The 17135-nt window shown below is 33.2% G+C and carries 14 protein-coding genes and 1 pseudogene; 11 read left to right on the top strand and 4 right to left on the bottom strand.

The window, feature by feature from the left end; translation table 11 throughout:
* Positions 1 to 3: 3 nt before the first annotated feature.
* Positions 4 to 939: a class A beta-lactamase gene (gene bla / locus Q3V31_RS18035; RefSeq protein WP_000637281.1), complete on the bottom strand. Its 936-nt coding sequence runs from the start codon at positions 937 to 939 to the stop codon at positions 4 to 6.
* A 467-nt stretch (positions 940 to 1406) separates the two neighbouring features.
* Here bla and Q3V31_RS18030 point away from each other — a divergent pair, with 467 nt between their 5' ends.
* Positions 1407 to 2699: a hypothetical protein gene (locus Q3V31_RS18030; RefSeq protein WP_033656805.1), complete on the top strand. Its 1293-nt coding sequence runs from the start codon at positions 1407 to 1409 to the stop codon at positions 2697 to 2699.
* 56 nt (positions 2700 to 2755) lie between these two features.
* Here the strand turns inward: Q3V31_RS18030 and Q3V31_RS18025 are convergent, their stop codons facing one another.
* Entirely contained in the window at positions 2756 to 4228 is a 1473-nt protein-coding gene (locus Q3V31_RS18025) for a sensor histidine kinase (RefSeq protein ID WP_090813461.1), read from the bottom strand.
* The gene (locus tag Q3V31_RS18020; protein ID WP_000800740.1) at positions 4221 to 4886 is read right to left on the bottom strand and encodes a response regulator transcription factor; all 666 of its coding nucleotides are present in this window, start codon (positions 4884 to 4886) and stop codon (positions 4221 to 4223) included. The genes Q3V31_RS18025 and Q3V31_RS18020 overlap by 8 nt, the downstream gene beginning before the upstream one ends.
* 436 nt (positions 4887 to 5322) lie before the next feature.
* On the opposite strand from Q3V31_RS18020, the gene Q3V31_RS18015 reads away from it, so the two are divergent.
* From Q3V31_RS18015 to Q3V31_RS17985, 7 genes are all read left to right on the top strand, one after another.
* Positions 5323 to 6015 (top strand): HAD family hydrolase, encoded by a 693-nt coding sequence (locus Q3V31_RS18015; protein ID WP_000120527.1) that lies wholly within the window; start codon positions 5323 to 5325, stop codon positions 6013 to 6015.
* 171 nt (positions 6016 to 6186) lie between these two features.
* Complete coding sequence (locus Q3V31_RS18010) at positions 6187 to 6555, top strand: DUF4180 domain-containing protein (RefSeq protein WP_090813462.1); 369 nt, start codon at positions 6187 to 6189, stop codon at positions 6553 to 6555.
* Positions 6556 to 6662: 107 nt separating this feature from the next.
* Positions 6663 to 7166, top strand: coding sequence for a MepB family protein (locus tag Q3V31_RS18005; protein ID WP_001091371.1), 504 nt, complete (start codon positions 6663 to 6665; stop codon positions 7164 to 7166).
* Positions 7167 to 7304: 138 nt separating this feature from the next.
* The gene (locus Q3V31_RS18000; RefSeq protein WP_090813463.1) at positions 7305 to 8072 is read left to right on the top strand and encodes an arylamine N-acetyltransferase family protein; all 768 of its coding nucleotides are present in this window, start codon (positions 7305 to 7307) and stop codon (positions 8070 to 8072) included.
* 116 nt (positions 8073 to 8188) lie between these two features.
* Positions 8189 to 9178, top strand: coding sequence for a hypothetical protein (locus Q3V31_RS17995; RefSeq protein ID WP_090813464.1), 990 nt, complete (start codon positions 8189 to 8191; stop codon positions 9176 to 9178).
* Between the two features lie 210 nt (positions 9179 to 9388).
* The gene (locus Q3V31_RS17990; RefSeq protein ID WP_329765685.1) at positions 9389 to 10042 is read left to right on the top strand and encodes a YdeI/OmpD-associated family protein; all 654 of its coding nucleotides are present in this window, start codon (positions 9389 to 9391) and stop codon (positions 10040 to 10042) included.
* A gap of 126 nt (positions 10043 to 10168) precedes the next feature.
* The gene (locus Q3V31_RS17985) at positions 10169 to 11284 is read left to right on the top strand and encodes an NAD(P)/FAD-dependent oxidoreductase (RefSeq protein ID WP_090813646.1); all 1116 of its coding nucleotides are present in this window, start codon (positions 10169 to 10171) and stop codon (positions 11282 to 11284) included.
* Between the two features lie 459 nt (positions 11285 to 11743).
* On the opposite strand, the gene pssA is transcribed toward Q3V31_RS17985, so the two are convergent.
* Positions 11744 to 12235, bottom strand: a complete 492-nt coding sequence (pssA, locus tag Q3V31_RS17980) for a CDP-diacylglycerol--serine O-phosphatidyltransferase (protein ID WP_000481773.1) — start codon at positions 12233 to 12235, stop codon at positions 11744 to 11746.
* Between the two features lie 486 nt (positions 12236 to 12721).
* Here pssA and Q3V31_RS17975 point away from each other — a divergent pair.
* From Q3V31_RS17975 to Q3V31_RS17965, 3 genes and pseudogenes are all read left to right on the top strand, one after another.
* A pseudogene (locus Q3V31_RS17975) lies at positions 12722 to 12826 on the top strand (IS6 family transposase); the annotation flags it as partial.
* A gap of 162 nt (positions 12827 to 12988) precedes the next feature.
* Positions 12989 to 15235 carry an ABC transporter ATP-binding protein gene (locus Q3V31_RS17970; protein ID WP_000912549.1) on the top strand — a complete coding sequence of 749 codons (2247 nt, stop codon included), beginning with the start codon at positions 12989 to 12991 and terminating at the stop codon, positions 15233 to 15235.
* Positions 15232 to 17103, top strand: a complete 1872-nt coding sequence (locus tag Q3V31_RS17965) for an ABC transporter ATP-binding protein (protein ID WP_329765684.1) — start codon at positions 15232 to 15234, stop codon at positions 17101 to 17103. Before Q3V31_RS17970 ends, Q3V31_RS17965 begins: the two co-directional genes overlap by 4 nt.
* Positions 17104 to 17135: the final 32 nt, after the last annotated feature.

The following is a 17135-nucleotide window of genomic DNA, read 5'->3' as shown; positions in this document are numbered from 1 at the left end:
TTACTATGATTTATTCGTTACTTTTAAAGAATCTAACACTATTTTAGTTGCATTTGCAATAAGTTTATCATTGTATTTCGCATCTTCTTTCGCATGATTAGAAAGTATCGCAAGAATAATTGGCTTTTTATTTGGTGGCCAAATGATTGCAATATCATTCCTTGTTCCATAAGACCCAGAGCCAGTCTTATCGGCTACTTCCCATTCTCCTGGAACTCCAGCACGAATTAAGTTGTCCCCCGTAGTATTTCTTTTCATCAAATCTATTAAAAAGTTCCGTTTCTCAATGGAAAGTATATCGCCTAGCGCGTATGCTTGAAGACTAGTAGCTAATGCCTTTGGGGTACTAGTATCACGAGTGTCTCCTGGCTGCACTTCGTTTAATTCTGGTTCAAAACGTTCAGGATTTGTGACAGTATCTCCTATTTCTCTCAGTGATTTTTTGAATTCACTTGGCCCACCTAATTGTTTAAGAATAAGATTTTGTGCAGTATTATCGCTATATCGAATGGAAGCATCCGCAAGCTCTTTCAGAGTCATACCTGTATCTACATATTTTTCAGTAATTGGATTGTAATTCACAAGATCTTTGCTAGTATACTTAATTATTTGATCTAAATCTTCTATTGATGTCTTTTGTAACAGTGCTCCTACAGCAAGGGCTTTGTGGGTAGATGCGTATGCAAACCGTTCATCTGAACGATAAGTAACGGTTTGATTCGTACCTGTGTCCAATGCATAAATACCAAGCTTAGCATCATAATCTTTTTCAAGCTTAACAAAAGATTGATTACTTATATGCTCTTGTTTGGTTTGTTTAGGGGATTCGGATTGAATATTACTATTGGAACAGCCTATAAGCGTTACACATGAAAGTAATACTACAGGGAGCATCTTTTTATAATGTGCAATGTGAAAAAACTTCTTTGAAACTATCATACATTTTCAACCTCTTTCAAGAATATATGGATTTTGTTTAGGTATTTTACATACCGATACAATTAATAAATCTACCAGATAGCACTCCTCATGTGTTTCTTGCATGGCAAAATGAGAGTACTACCAAAAGCACCTTTTTATACGTAATAGACAATCTAAGTAACACATTTGTTCCATTTATGATTAAAGTTTTTAATATATCCATTAACTTTGTTTTTCAGCATCGCAAAATCCATTTTTTTGAACTTCACTTAATTTAATATGGATTTAGATTGAATTTTCCTTGTAACGGGAATTTCAATTGGATAGCGCATATATAACAACCTCGTTTCGGATAAAATAAGTAATAACAACTACTGATTTCATTTTAAGTGAGGTGTTATACGATACATACGCCAAAGCAAAAAAGACTTGTGGTGCAAAGTATAACTACATTTAGTCTACTAATAACGACTATCTTTACACCCATGCTTATTTATATTGTTTATGGATTACAGATTTCGAAAGGCTTTGAGGGATACTGGCCATCAATCTTGTTTTATACAACTTATATGACGGGTGTGTTTATCTGGATACCTATTGTGAATAAGGCTGGGATTCACCGCTCCTTATATTGGACTGTTTCTATTCTGATAGTATCATTACTTAGTGTTACTTTCTTTGGATGGAGTTCAAGATGGCTCGAAATAAGTGCGTTAGTTTCTGGTTTTGCAGTTAGTACAATTTCTACCATGACGAGTACTTTATTGTTTCTACATGTGGAAGGCGGGGGAAAGATTTATAATAAAAATCAACAAGCGATTATTATTGGCATCGTTTTTCTTTTACTAATAATCGTATTGTTAGCGATTAGTTTTCTATCGCCGCCGCTGATAACATGTATATATGGGATTTGTTTAATCAGTATCCTTTTTGCTATAAAAAAAATGCCGAGAACAGAGTTAGCCAAAGGGCTTTTACCTATCTCTATCGTATCGGTAGTAGGAAAGTTTCTTTTTGTCTCAATGCTTATTCTTTTGATACGAACAAGTCGTAACATAAATAATGACCAATATATTTTCTGTTTCTTTCTACTCTCTATAGCGCTTATTTGTTTCATGTTTTTGAGTTTGTTGAAAGGAAAGTTCTTTCATAAACTTTCATCTTCTTTACCAATTCGCTTAAAGGCAGAATCATTTTTACTTGGATTAGGAAATGGATATTTATTTTTGATAGGTATTTTTTATAGTTTTACTTTCTATAACATGTTAATCTGTATTTTCATTGTAGTTGGACCATACCTATTAGGGATTTTGATGTCCATATTTTTAGATATCAAAGCTGCTAAGAAAGTTAATCCAATCCATTTGTTTTTAGTAAGTACTTTAATCATGATATTCGGGTTTTATTCTCCAATATTTATAGTCCTTAGCGTTACATTTGGGAGCTATGCCATTAATAGTATTTCTTCTCAAAATAATTTGAAAGTATATATGGTGGATACTACACATAGAGAGCTTTCTTTACTCATTTACACAACATGGAGAAATGTGGGGAATATATTTTTACAATTTTTTATATTGATTGTGATTGTGGGAGTAGGGGTATTTTACAATGTCGAATGGTCGCAACTTTTCCAAACAATTGTTGGGAAGAGTCAAATGCAGATTGAAGGGTTATCCGTACAACGATTGATGTTTATGTTAGCAATTTACTGTTGGCTTGGCATGGTGGGCTTAGGTATGTGGATTGGTAAAAAGGCTAATCCCAATAATGCTTAAAAAGTAACTCGAAAAATAACAATACTAAAACTACAAAAACAAACAAACTCGTCCTACTAAGAGGGGAGTTTGTTTGTTTTTTGTTTAGATAATGGAATGTTCATGCTAAATTGTACACTACGTTCCATATTCTTTATAGAATACTTTATATCTAGCGTTTCAAGAATTTGTTTAACAATATATAGCCCCAAACCACTTCCTCCAGTATTTCGATTCCTTGATTTTTCAATTCGATAAAATGGTTTGAAAATTTGTTGTATATCCTCTTCTTTAATATTGACACCTGTATTCATAATTTGCATTTTGATTTGACCTTGTTTAGAATCCTCACTTAACTTTATATAGACTTTTTCATTATGTGGTGAATACATGACCGCATTATGGATAATATTTTTACATGTTTTTTCAAAAAGAACACGATCTGTATAAACAGAAAGATCAGAATCAATTTCTTTTATTATTTGGATGCTTTTTTGAGAAGCAAAAAATTCGAGATCTTTTGTGATTGTACCTATTAACTTTGAAAGATTAACTTCTTCTATTTTTAGTTTAAAGGTGTGTTGTTCTAATTTCGACATGCTTAAAATTTCACGAACTAATTGTTCCATACTTTCAATAATTTGATGATTTTTCTTTAAATATTGATCACGATTTTGATAAGGGCCAATATTGTATATCATCCCTTCTAAGTATCCTTTCATTACAGTAAGAGGGGTCTTTAATTCATGTGCTACAATCGCAAAAAACTCTCTGCGTTTTGTTTCTATTTCTCGTTCTTTTTCAATATCATTTTTTAATTGTTGATTTGCTTTTTTTAAATCAAACATAGCTTGTTGTAAGTTAATAGACATGTCATTCAAACTATTAGATAATTCTCCTAACTCATCTGTAGAGCGAACCTCAATTTTTTCGGAGAAATCTAAATTTGCCATCTTTTGTGCACCCTCATTAATATAAATAAGTGGTTTTGTAATAAACCTGGAATAGAAATAAGCACTCCCTATACCAATTACGAGTACAATGATACTAATATAGGGGAGAAAGCGTACTAAAACCTGTGAAGCTTCATCAATTGGTTGAAATGTAGCAAAGACTATAAGCGTTAAACTACCATCTTGGAATTGAATTGGTTTCGTAACGTTATATGAATTGCTAAGGGTACCTGCATTCTCGAACCGTGTCGCTCTAGTAACTACTGTTGTTTGCGAACCATTTTGAGTAAAAGAAAATGAAGGAGAGTATTTAATTATTCCCTCATTATTTTGAAGATAAAGTATCGCATTATTTTTTTTGGCATATTCATCAAAAAGTGGTATCGCATCTTGAAACGTAAGATCTTTAGACTTATCAATGATTTCTTTTATCCCTGTTTGAAGTTGATCTGTTTTGTATTGCTCATAAAACGTAGGGAGAAAGAAGTATAAAGTTAAATAAATCAATACTGCAAAGGATAACAAAATGAGAGAGGTAGTCATAAAGAGTTTATAAGTAATTTGCTTCATCTTCATAATTTTTATAATGCTACTCATCAATTTTATAACCAATACCCTTTATTGTTTTAATGTAAGGAATAGCTAATTTTTTACGTAGGTTTTTAATGTGTGTATCAATTATTCGTGTTTCTCCAAAATAATCGTACCCCCAAACTTTTTCTACGATATTTTCTCTTGTGAGTACTTTTCTCTCATTTTGAAATAGTAGTTGTAGAATTTCAAATTCTTTTGTCGTTAATAAAATTTCAATGTCATTTACATATACTCTATATGCATCAACATCGATACGCACTTCTTTAAATACCAAATGATTATTTACATTTTTATCATAACTTCTTCTAAGTACAGCTTCGACTCGTCTAATCAAAACATGAAACGAAAAGGGTTTTGTTATATAATCATCGATTCCAAGATCAAACCCTTTCATTTGATCTTCTTCCTCTTCTAACGCAGTTAGCATAATAATTGGTACGTTTGACTGACTTCGAATCATCTTGGATACTTCAAATCCATTAAGATTGGGCATCATTACATCTAGAAGAATTAAATCAAAGGATTGCTTATTAAATTGTGTCATACCCTCTAATCCATCTGATGCGACTACCACTGTATACTGTTGTGTCATTAAAAATTGTTTAATTAATTCCTGAATTTCTTGATCGTCTTCTACCACGAGAATATGATAGTTTTTCATAATATCACCTCTGGTAGTCATTATAGCCGTACTATCTGTAGTTTATGTGGAGAAACAGTGGGACGATTAACGTATTAGCTCCATTTTCAAGATTGTGTATTCTCCATAAAAAAGTATTATTACCCATATTCCTTTTTTATGGAGAAATATTTGTGTGCTTGAAAAAACTTATCATATAAAAAGCTGAACGATTAATATTTACGAAAAACTAATGTATAATAATGTAAATTGCATGTAGTTTTTTAAACTGTTTGAAAATATACTTTCGATACTTTACTAGAAGGGAGAAAGGGAGATGAATTTAAATATAAAAGAAGCCAGCGAAATTCTAGAGCGTACGCCACAAATTTTGGAGTTTTTTTGCTAATTTAGTAAAGGCCTAAGGTGCGAACTAGGGATTATTTAAATCATGTGAGAAAGGTTGTGAAATTATTTGATGAGTTATAAAGCGATGCTGTTTGATTTAGATGATACGTTACTTGATAGGGATAAGGCAGTAGATAAATTGTTTTTATTTGTTTTAGAAAAGTGTTATGAGGATGTTAGTGATATAGTCAAAAACAATATGTTACAGAAATTCAAAGAATACGATAAAAGAGAATACGGCATTCGTGATAAAACGATAGTTTTAGAATCATTATTTAATGAATTCGCGCCGAAATATAGATTGCCACACAATTATATCCAAGATTTCTGGAATGAAAATTTCCCTAAATGTTTTTCAATAGACCAAAATACTATTCATTTCTTAAATCATATAAAGAGGCACTTTAAAATTGGAATTATAACAAATGGCTCAACGCATAGACAAAAAGCTAAAATAATTAACACAAATTTAAACAATTACTTTGATACTATCATTATCTCTGAAGAAGTGGGACTTAGTAAACCTGATAAACGTATATTCGAATTAGCATTAAATAAGCTAAATGTACAGCCGGAAAATACTTTATTTGTTGGGGATGACTTAGAAAAGGATATTGCTGGTTGTCAAAATGCAAATATAAAGGGCGTATGGTTTAACCCTCAGATAATCAAGAACACTGCCGAAATACAACCGTATGCCGAGATTAATACTTTGGATAGTTTGTTAAGTTATGTTAAACCACAATATTTTTATAACAAGTAAAACCGATCTCGATATTTAATAATTTCATTGACCGTATTAGTAATATAAATAATTTATATTTGAAATAACAAGAGGCTACTTTGTTTGCTGTATCTAATTTGAACTATGATTAATATGAAGAGCTGCAATACAAATTTACTCATACTGTGTAAGTAATAAAGGGGTGAGACTATGGAAATAAAGAAATTAGTTATCGATGGAATAAATATTGCGGTCATAAAAAATGATAAAGTACTAATATCTGATGTTCAAACTGCGTTGGATCTTATGGCAACAGTTCAATATGAAGTAGATACGAAACATATTATTATCGACAAATCATTAATAAGTGAAAAGTTCTTTGACTTAAAAACACGCCTTGCGGGTGATATTCTTCAAAAGTTTATAAACTACAAGGTAAAGATTGCTATCATTGGAGATTTCTCTATGTATACTAGTAAAAGCTTAAAAGATTTTATTTATGAATGTAATAAAGGGAAAGACATTTTTTACTTAGCAACTGAACAACAAGCAATTGAAAAACTAAGTACATTAAAGTAATAATAATACCTCAGTAAAATCTTCCTCTTTTCATGTCGCTAATTATTTACAACATATAAGAACTAACGTTTGTGGTAAACTAAGAAATGAATAAAGGGGGATTTTTCTTGAACACTTTTAATGATACAATCCGAAAATTAAACAATTTAGTTTACAATCCTAACAAATTAATAATCACGAATCTAAAAGAAGAAAAGCAAAACGCAGAATATGCAGGATGTTTATTCCACTTAAATCATAAAAGCATTCGTTTTAGAATATCAAAAATTACTCCTAATAAAATTGGTCAATTTGTTTCTTTTTGGGAGAAAGATGACAATATGCAAAATCAAGCGTTTTCTTATGACGCTGCTCCTGACTTATTAGTTATCACTTGTATAGATGATAATAAACTAGGGCAATTTATTTTCCCTAAAGAAACTCTTCTTAAAGAAAAAATATTGAAGACGCAAAGTCAAAAAGGAAAGATGGCTATGAGAATTTATCCAATTTGGGATATCCCTGTTAGCAACCAAGCTAAAAAGAGCCAAATGTGGCAACTTCAATATTTTGTTGATTTAAGCGATCATAATAATTTACCTATAGACAAACTATTAAATTTGTATTTGTAGCTTCTTTTCTTAAGTAATCTTGTGAGTTAGAATTTTTGTACCGGTACAGTTAAACGAAATGTACATTGTTTCAGTACCCCATCAAATTTACAATCAGCATATACTATTTTAACTTATAAAATTTAAGGGGTGCTGATTATGACAAGTCTACAACAAAAGCTTTTTACAAGATTGAATCTTGCAAACCGTACTGAAGTTAAGTTTGAAGAATTAAATACAATTCTCTTTGCATTTGCACACACTATACCATTTGAGAATTTAGATGTTATAGCACGCAATGCGAATACAATTACTATGGGGAATTTACAGAATAAAATTTTAACTACATCTCGCGGCGGACTTTGTTATGAATTAAATACTCTATTTTACTACTTTTTAAAAGATTGTGGTTATGATGTACAACTTGCACTTGGAACCGTATATAAAAATGAAATAAACGCATGGGCACTTGAGGATGGGCATATAACGATTATTTTAAATTATGCTAACGAACGATACTTAATTGATGTAGGTATCGCTTCATTAGTACCTTTAATCCCTGTACCTTTTACTGGAGAGTCTGTTTCCTCTAAAAATGGTTCGTATCGAGTGAGAAAACGAGACACAAGTAAAGGAAATTACATTCTAGAAAGAAAAGATACGAACGGAGAGTGGAAAGTTTGTCATGCTTTTTATAATCGTATCATTGATGAAGCAGTAGTGAACGATGTTCATAAAAGAGTAATAGAAGATGAGAAATCTATTTTTAATAAGGGACCAATTGCAGTTAAATTGACGGAATCTGGCCATGTCTCATTAACGAATACGAGTTTAACTGAAATGATTCATGAGGAAAAAACGAAACGCGTAATTACAGAAGCTCAATATAGGGAGCTTTTATATACTTTATTTGCTATTGAGTTGTGATGAAACAAATAGCCAGCCGGTTCTTATTCAGAATCGGCTATTTTATTCATTTTGATTTAAAAGATTTCTTCTAATATGCTTTTCGAATTTATAAAATTTATATTAGAGGTGATGAAATGAGTCACACTAGGCTAGTATATATGTTAGTAATATTATTATTGTTTAGTGGCTGCACCAAAGATAAAAAACAAACTAATCATTTTTCCGGAATTTCATTAGATAGCACTAATTTCAAATCAACTATTGAAAGTGCATTAAATCGAGATAAATTGCCTTTTGCCAAAACTGGGGGAATTAATTTAGGGATATATAATCTAAATGGAGAAATCGAGAAGGATTTCAACTTTAATATAGAAGAAAATCAAAGTCTTAAAAAATTTATTTCTTTAGGAAATCTAATTAAAACTGAAAGAGTTTATAAGATGTTTCTACTTGTTGATTATAAACAAAGTAAATTTAAAGTTGATGATAGAGAGTTAGCAAAAGACTTCACCTTTCAAGTAGGTGCGGGAGAAGCAGTGGAAATCCCGATAGAAATTCCACCATTACCAAAGGGGTTGCATGATATAACTTTTGTTATTGCTAAATTCCCAGATAAAAAGATATTGGATGAAGAGTTCAGGAAACAAACTGATGCCTCAAATCTTCTGTTTGTAAGATTTAGTACAGTAGTAGGTGGGGATGAGACTGTAAATAATCAAGTTAAATTTAATAGTTACGGAGAAAAGAAAACAGAGGATATTTTAGATGGTGTTTTTATTGCTAAAGAAAATAATTACAAGAGATGGTTAACTCAAGAAGTAACTAACGATAAAAATTTGAATTTCTATACGAAGGTCGGCAATAATAGTAATTCAAGAAAACAATATGCATTAATACAATTCTTTGATTGGGAGCAAATGAAATTTATAGATAATAAGGATGTATTATTTTATGATTTAGAACCAAATACAGTTTATACTGTAAAGTCTCAAATTCCCATAAACAAAGACAAAGGAGTCTATGATCTAACACCGATTTTAATACATAATCCTTTTCAAAAAGTAACCGTATACAATCAACAAATAGATACAGCAATTCGGGTCGGAGTAAATGTAGAGGATTAATAAATAGGAATACAGTTTATAGAGGAAAACACGGATGATATATTGACTGGGCTTGAAATTGAGTCTAGTCTATTTTTTTTATGTATAAAAAAGTAATAAAAAAATACTAAAAGCTTAATTTAAAACAACTATTAAAGTTTGATTTTCTAGTTAGATATAATACACTAGAACAGTATAAACAATGAATTTTGAATGTAAAGGAAGATTTTCATGTCAATTATTGATAAATTGAAACTTAATAAGTATACAAATATGGTCGTAATTAATGAACCTAGTGATTATGACATTTTTACAGGGAAAGAAACTGCATTTTCAAAAGAACACGATGCCATTTTTGTATTTGTAGAAACACTTGATGAAATGGTAAAACAAACGAATTATATTATTAGTAATGAAGAATTACTAATTGAAAAAGGTTACATATTCTTCGCGTATCCGAAAAAAGGTAATTCTCGTTACAGTACGTTTATTCACCGTGATGAAATGTTCCCAGCATTAAACGTTGGCGAAGATGGGTATGTAGGACAGAGTGATATTAAGTTTGCACGAATGGTAAGTATGGATGACGTCTTTACTGTTGTAGGCTTAAAGCGCGAAAAGAAAAAAGCGACGAAAACGCCTGCTATGAGTCAATGTGTTGCTGATTATGCAGATCGTATTCAAGATGTCGAAGCATTATTGGCTAATCATCCAGCTGAACTTAAGTTTTATCAAAGTTTAACTCCTGGTTATCAAAAAAATTGGGCACGTAATTTATTTTCTGTGAAACAAGAAAAAACACGCGATAAACGTCTTGAGAAAATGATTGAAATCCTTTCACAAGGCTATAAAACAATTGAATTATTCCGTAAGAAGAAAAAATAATAATTAGGAACGTCACAATGATGCAACAATTAATTGCAAAGAGTACATTGAAAAGAGGATTCCTTTCAGTATACTAAAGTATGTTCTTATATTTAAATAATTAGCAAAAGAGAAAAGGTGTTTGAAATGAAATCGTATATTGTAGTTGGAGCGGGAATTTTAGGGGCATCTACTGCCTATCATCTTGCTAAGAATGGTGCGAAGGTTACTATTGTAGATCGTCAAGATTTAGGTCAAGCAACTGATGCAGCAGCAGGTATTGTCTGTCCGTGGCTGTCGCAACGTCGTAATAAAGCATGGTATAAAATCGTTAAAGGCGGTGCACGTTACTATTCTTCGTTAATTCAGCAATTAGAAGAAGACGGTGAAACGGATACAGGTTACAACCGTGTAGGTGCAATTAGTTTACATACTGATGAGAAAAAACTAGATCAAATGGAAGAGCGAGCGTATAAACGCCGTGAAGATGCACCGGAGATTGGTGAAATCACTCGTTTATCAGCTGAAGAAACGAAAAAGTTATTCCCAGCATTATCGGAAGAATATAGTTCTGTTCATATTAGTGGCGCTGCACGAGTAAATGGAAGATTATTACGCAACGCATTAATAAGCGCTGCGAAAAAGCATGGTGCAACTTTCATAAAAGGTGATGCAGTATTAGTCCGTGAAGGGAATCATATTACGGGAGTTAAAGTAAATGACGAAACAATTGTAGCGGAAAAGGTAATGGTAACTGCAGGCGCATGGGCGAACGAAATCTTAAACCCATTAGGAATTAATTTCTTAGTTACGTTCCAAAAAGGACAAATTGTTCATTTACAAATGGAAAATACAGCAACAGGAAATATGCCAGTTGTTATGCCGCCGAACGATCAATATATTTTAACGTTTGGCGATGGTCATGTCGTAATCGGTGCTACCCATGAAAATGACACTGGTTTCGATCACCGTGTAACAGCGGGTGGTTTACATGAAGTATTCCATAAAGCGTTAACAGTAGCGCCTGGTTTAGAAGATGGTACAATGATTGAAACAAGAGTTGGCTTTAGACCGTTTACACCAGGGTTCTTACCTGTTATTGGTCCACTACCTAAATTTGAAGGTATTCTCGTTGCAAACGGATTAGGTGCTTCAGGTTTAACTGCGGGACCATACTTAGGATCTCAACTTGCTAAACTGGCATTAGGACAACCAATTGAATTAGATTTAAACGATTATGACGTTGCTGGGGCAATGGAATAGTAATAAACAAAAAGATTAGGAGTGATTTCCTAATCTTTTTATTATGTTATTTGGGCGTAACTAAGTATTTTTGGAGGTAAGAGTTCTTTTAAACAAGGGGTACCACCACATCGCTATCAAGTTAAGAAAATAAATAATCCACAAAACGAAAATTTTTTGCCTTTTATAGCAACGAAGTGCATTTTTATCGTTTGAGGCATTAGAGAAGAAAGATTGATTCGTTCAATATAGAGACGAATATCCTTTCTTTTAATACATATCCGAAATAAAAACAATAACCTCAAAAACTGGAGGCTATTCAATTTCACAATCTATTATGAGCAATTACAATAGGTAAGCTCTTTAAAGTCTGTCCCATCGCTGTATTCGTAAAATGATGAATAACATCAAAAACCTCAACTTGATGGATATTAGCGAACCGTTTCACAAATGAAATTAAAGCGATAGATGGGATCCCAATTAAAGTTTTTTAAACCTAATTGGACTTACCATTAAGAGAGCAAGGATTAATGTAATCCATGCATTGCTATATGAAAACAATCCCATACCGGCCAATGGTAATCCAGCAGCTGGAATAGGTAATCCCTTAAAATATCCAATGGTTGGTTTTATACTAAATTTAGCTAATCTTAAAGCACCCATCGTTGGGAAAAGGATAAATGCCAAAGAAGTTAAAATAGATGGTGTTGCTATCGAATGAAATAAAAGTGCAGGAGCAACTCCGAAACTAACAATATCAGCTAAGGAATCCAATTGTACACCAAACTCACTGTTCACTTTTAATTTTCTCGCAATTCTTCCATCAAGGAGATCTAAAACAGCTGAAAAGAAAATAAAAATGGAGGCTACTTCCAAATAGTCACTCATATTCATGGTAATTGAAAAAACACCGCACAATAAATTTCCAATCGTAAATAAATTGGGTACAGCTTTTACTATGTGATTGAACAAGGTTGTCCCCCCTAAGTTGATCAAACTTCACGTTTATGTAGCATTTTCTATATATTCTTCCGTTATTCTTGAAAATATATGACCACTGTATGCTAAGTAAATTTCGACAAGAGAAAAGTCGATTTCCTGTACGTTATGTTGGTAAGTCTATTACTGCTAATTTACCTAATATAAAAAACCTGTTTTTGAAAAAAAGAGTTATCCAAAATAGGCTCTAAACATATTTTATAGAATCACTTTTTATAAAATATGTTTGATTATTTTCGGTACGCGTTGTTGAACATTAGCACCCGATAGTTGAATTGCCGAGTAGTCAAACATTTTCCTCCGGTTTTAAATGTATTGTTTTTATAAGTTTAAGATTGATTTTGTCCGTAATTTCTTTAAATAAAAGTATTCCACTGCCTAAGAGTACAGGAAACATATTAATCCGATATTCATCAATCAATTCAGTTAGTTTACGAAATTCTGGTTTTCCGCCAGAAAAGATTAGTTAGATATATTAATGATATAGTGGAACAAGATCATCGTTTTATCAATAAACATGTGCGTTCTATTTTGGGATTTAAGTCCTATAAAACAACATCTACACCCTAAAATTTGCATCATATATTCATATAGTCATAAAATTAATCTGTAGTCGAAAATACGTAAAGAGCTGTTAGAATGAATTACTGAGAATACGAAGAATAAAGGAGAGAAGCGGAGTAAAAACTAAAAAAATTAGACAAAGAAAATGGAGAGATGAACTAAATGTTAAAGATCATCAAACATTTAAAACCATTTATTGCTTCCATCATTGCGGTTGTATGTCTTTTAACTGTACAGGCAGTATGCGATCTATCACTGCCAGACTACATGTCTAACATTGTCAATGTAGGGATTCAACAAAAAGGTGTAGAAAATGCAGTACCTGAGGTTATTCGTAAAAGTGAGATGGATAAACTTACGCTCTTTATGAATGAAAACGAGAAGAAAAAAGTTGCTGACAACTATGTGCTTTTAGATAAGAACGACCTCTCTCAAAGTGAACTAAAAAATGACTTCAAAGATTATCCGCAGCTTGATAAAGAGCCACTTTATAAGTTACATACAGAAGATACAAAAATAATTAACGAACTTAACGATATCTTTGGGAAACCAATGTTAATTACACAAGGAATTGAAAAAGGTGGCTCATCTGCTTTCTCTCCTGCTGCGACAGGCGACAACAACACACCAGCGAAACTGCCGCCAAATACAGATCCTTTTGCAATCATTGCGAAACTTCCTCAAGATCAAATCAATGCAATGAAAGAAAAGGCAGATGAAAAGTTTAAGAATATGCCAGGCAGCATGGTAACACAGTCAGCTGTTTCATACATCGAGAATGAGTATAAGAAAATCGGTATCAATACTGATAAACTCCAATCTAATTTTATTCTTACTTCCGGCGGGAAAATGCTACTTTTATCCTTAGTAAGTATGGCAGCTACCGTTATCGTGAGTTTACTTGCTGCAAAAGTAGCTGCAGGACTCGGCAGGGACCTTAGAAAGAAAGTATTTCGGAAAGTTACAAACTTCTCGAATGCGGAGTTTGATAAGTTTTCCACTGCATCTCTAATCACAAGAAGTACAAATGATATCCAACAAGTTCAAACACTTATGGTTATGATGCTTCGCATTGTATTCTATGCACCAATTTTAGGTATCGGCGGCATTATTAAAGTACTTACTACAGACCTTTCAATGGGATGGATTATCGCAGTTGCGGTAATTGCGATTTTAAGCCTAGTCATTGGTTTATTTAGCATCGCGATTCCTAAGTTTAAGCGTATCCAAAAGTTAGTAGATAAAATTAACTTAATCACTCGTGAATCTTTAACCGGTATGCTTGTTATTCGTGCTTTTAATAATCAAAAACATGAAGAAAAGAAATTTGAAAAAGGAAATCAAGATTTAACAAAAACAAATTTATTTGTAAGCCGTTTAATGTCATTTATGATGCCAATGATGATGTTTATCATGAATGCCGTTACTGTACTTATTATTTGGGTTGGATCACACCAAGTGGATATGGGACATATGCAAGTTGGTGATTTGATGGCATTTATGCAATATACAATGCAAATCATCATGGCCTTCTTAATGATTTCAATGGTATCTATTATGGTTCCACGTGCTTCAGTTTCCGCACAACGTATCGCAGAAGTTTTAGATACTGGCATTACCATTAGTGATGTAAAAGAGCCAAAAACATTTGCTTCAGACAAGAAAGGTTACGTTGAATTTAAAAATGTTGGCTTTAGATACCCAGGTGCAGAAGAAGATGTGCTTTCCAATATCACCTTTACTGCGAAACCTGGTGAAACGACAGCTTTCATCGGAAGTACAGGTAGTGGTAAATCAACATTAATCAACTTAATTCCACGCTTTTACGATGTCACAAGCGGCCAAATATTAATAGATGGCACGGATATTAGAGAAGTATCGCAGAAGGAATTAAGAGAGAAAATTGGTTATGTACCGCAAAAAGGAGTTCTCTTCTCAGGTACAATCGAGAGTAATTTGAAATACGGTAAGAAAGAAGCAACTGAAGAAGAACTCGAAAAAGCGGCAGAAATCGCGCAGGCTATGGAGTTTATTAACGCGAAACCTGAAAACTTCCGTACAGAAATATCACAAGGTGGTACGAACGTTTCCGGTGGTCAAAAACAAAGACTTTCTATTGCGCGTGCTCTTACGAAAAAATCGGAAATCTTCATATTCGATGATAGTTTCTCAGCTCTTGACTTTAAGACAGACGCAGCATTGCGCAGAGCTTTAAACAATGAGATTACAGGAAGTACTATTTTACTTATTGCTCAAAGAATCAGTACAATCATGAATGCCGATAAAATTATTGTACTTGACGAAGGAAAAATAGTTGGAACTGGTACTCATGAAGAGCTTATGGAAAACTGTGAAGTTTATAAGCAAATTGCTTTATCACAACTTTCAAGAGAGGAGTTGTCATCATGAGTGATAGAAAAATAGAAAATACAAAACAAAGCGGCCCTGGTCCTGGCGGTGGCGGTCATATGGGCGGCATGAGAAAGATTGAGAAAGCAAAAAACTTCAAAGGAACGATGAATAAACTCCTTCAATACTTGAAGCCCTATAAATTATCAATCTTAATCGTTATCCTTTTCGCAATCGGTAGTGCAGCCTTTACAATCGTTGGTCCAAAAATTTTAGGAAACGCGACAACAAAACTTTTCGAAGGACTTGTAAGCAAAGTATCAGGAGCACCTGGTGCGGCCATTGACTTTACCTATATCGGAAACATTGTCATTTTACTCCTTGGATTATATATACTGAGCACTGTGTTTGGTATTATCCAGGGGTACATTATTTCTGGGGTAGCTCAAAAAGTATCTTATAACTTCAGAAAAGAAATCGATGAAAAAATTAACCGTATGCCGCTGAAATACTTTGATAAAACAACGCACGGTGAAGTATTATCGAGAATTACAAATGACGTAGATACGGTGAGCCAAACTTTAAACCAAAGTATGTCGCAAATCATCACATCCGTTATTACAATCATCGGTGTACTTATCATGATGTTATCAATCAGCTGGCAAATGACATTAGTGGCGCTCTTAATATTGCCAGTATCGATGATTCTCATCATGGCAGTCGTAAAACGATCACAAAAATACTTCAAATCCCAGCAAGAATATTTAGGACACGTAAACGGTCAGGTCGAAGAAATTTATAGTGGTCACAATATCGTAAAAGCCTTTAACAAAGAAGAAGAAGAAGTAAAAAAATTCGAAAAGGTAAATGATACCCTTTACCATTCCGCATGGAAATCTCAATTTTTATCCGGAATGATGATGCCGATTATGACATTTATCGGTAATATCGGTTACGTCGCTGTATCTATTTTAGGTGGATGGCTTGCGGTAAAGAGAACCATCGCAGTTGGAGACATTCTAGCATTTGTGCAATATGTTAGAAGCTTTACGCAACCCATCGCTCAAGTAGCGCAAATCGCGAACGTACTTCAATCCACTGCAGCTGCTGCAGAAAGAGTCTTCGAATTTTTAGAAGAAGAAGAGGAAGTGCCAGAAGCAGAAAATCCAGTGAAGCTGCAAAAAGTTCAAGGAGAAGTTACCTTCCAAGATGTTCAATTTGGATACAATCCAGATAAGATCATCATCAATAATTTCTCATCTAACATTAAACCTGGACAAAAGGTAGCGATCGTCGGACCAACCGGAGCTGGTAAAACAACGATTGTAAAACTGTTAATGCGTTTCTATGACATAAACAGCGGTGCAATATGTATCGACGGTCACGATATAAAAGACTTCACGCGAGTAGACCTGCGCAACATGTTTGGTATGGTACTTCAAGACACTTGGCTATTTAACGGCTCCATCATGGAAAATATACGTTACGGTAGACTCGATGCTACAGACGAAGAAGTAATTGAAGCAGCGAAAACAGCTCACGTTCACAATTTCGTAAAAACATTACCAAATAAATATCAAATGGAACTAAACGAAGAAGCAAGCAACGTATCCCAAGGACAAAAGCAACTACTAACAATTGCACGTGCCCTTATAGCGGATCCGAAAATATTAATACTCGATGAAGCAACTAGCTCCATTGACACTCGTACAGAAGTACTGATTCAAAAAGCGATGGAAAACCTTATGGAAGGTAGAACAAGCTTCATTATCGCTCATAGATTATCAACAATACGTGATGCAGATTTAATCCTTGTCATGAAAGACGGCGATATTGTAGAACAAGGTAATCATGAAGAGTTATTGAAAGCTGATGGTTTCTATGCTTCGCTTTATAATAGTCAGTTTGAAGGTGCGGATGCTTCTTGAGTTAGGTGAAAGTCCATTTAAATAACTAAACC

This window comes from Bacillus nitratireducens (assembly GCF_036320425.1).
In the GTDB taxonomy this organism is placed as follows: domain Bacteria; phylum Bacillota; class Bacilli; order Bacillales; family Bacillaceae_G; genus Bacillus_A; species Bacillus_A nitratireducens.
Note: the sequence above shows the minus strand (reverse complement) of the source record. Positions and strands in the feature narration are given on the sequence as shown.

What these genes read in the sequence shown, in the direction of transcription:
- bla (WP_000637281.1), bottom strand. Translation starts at nt 939, where the DNA reads ATGATAGTTTCAAAGAAGTTTTTTCACATTGCACATTATAAAAAGATG.
- Q3V31_RS18030 (WP_033656805.1), top strand. Translation starts at nt 1,407, where the DNA reads ATGCTTATTTATATTGTTTATGGATTACAGATTTCGAAAGGCTTTGAG.
- Q3V31_RS18025 (WP_090813461.1), bottom strand. Translation starts at nt 4,228, where the DNA reads ATGAGTAGCATTATAAAAATTATGAAGATGAAGCAAATTACTTATAAA.
- Q3V31_RS18020 (WP_000800740.1), bottom strand. Translation starts at nt 4,886, where the DNA reads ATGAAAAACTATCATATTCTCGTGGTAGAAGACGATCAAGAAATTCAG.
- Q3V31_RS18015 (WP_000120527.1), top strand. Translation starts at nt 5,323, where the DNA reads ATGAGTTATAAAGCGATGCTGTTTGATTTAGATGATACGTTACTTGAT.
- Q3V31_RS18010 (WP_090813462.1), top strand. Translation starts at nt 6,187, where the DNA reads ATGGAAATAAAGAAATTAGTTATCGATGGAATAAATATTGCGGTCATA.
- Q3V31_RS18000 (WP_090813463.1), top strand. Translation starts at nt 7,305, where the DNA reads ATGACAAGTCTACAACAAAAGCTTTTTACAAGATTGAATCTTGCAAAC.
- Q3V31_RS17995 (WP_090813464.1), top strand. Translation starts at nt 8,189, where the DNA reads ATGAGTCACACTAGGCTAGTATATATGTTAGTAATATTATTATTGTTT.
- Q3V31_RS17990 (WP_329765685.1), top strand. Translation starts at nt 9,389, where the DNA reads ATGTCAATTATTGATAAATTGAAACTTAATAAGTATACAAATATGGTC.
- Q3V31_RS17985 (WP_090813646.1), top strand. Translation starts at nt 10,169, where the DNA reads ATGAAATCGTATATTGTAGTTGGAGCGGGAATTTTAGGGGCATCTACT.
- Q3V31_RS17970 (WP_000912549.1), top strand. Translation starts at nt 12,989, where the DNA reads ATGTTAAAGATCATCAAACATTTAAAACCATTTATTGCTTCCATCATT.
- Q3V31_RS17965 (WP_329765684.1), top strand. Translation starts at nt 15,232, where the DNA reads ATGAGTGATAGAAAAATAGAAAATACAAAACAAAGCGGCCCTGGTCCT.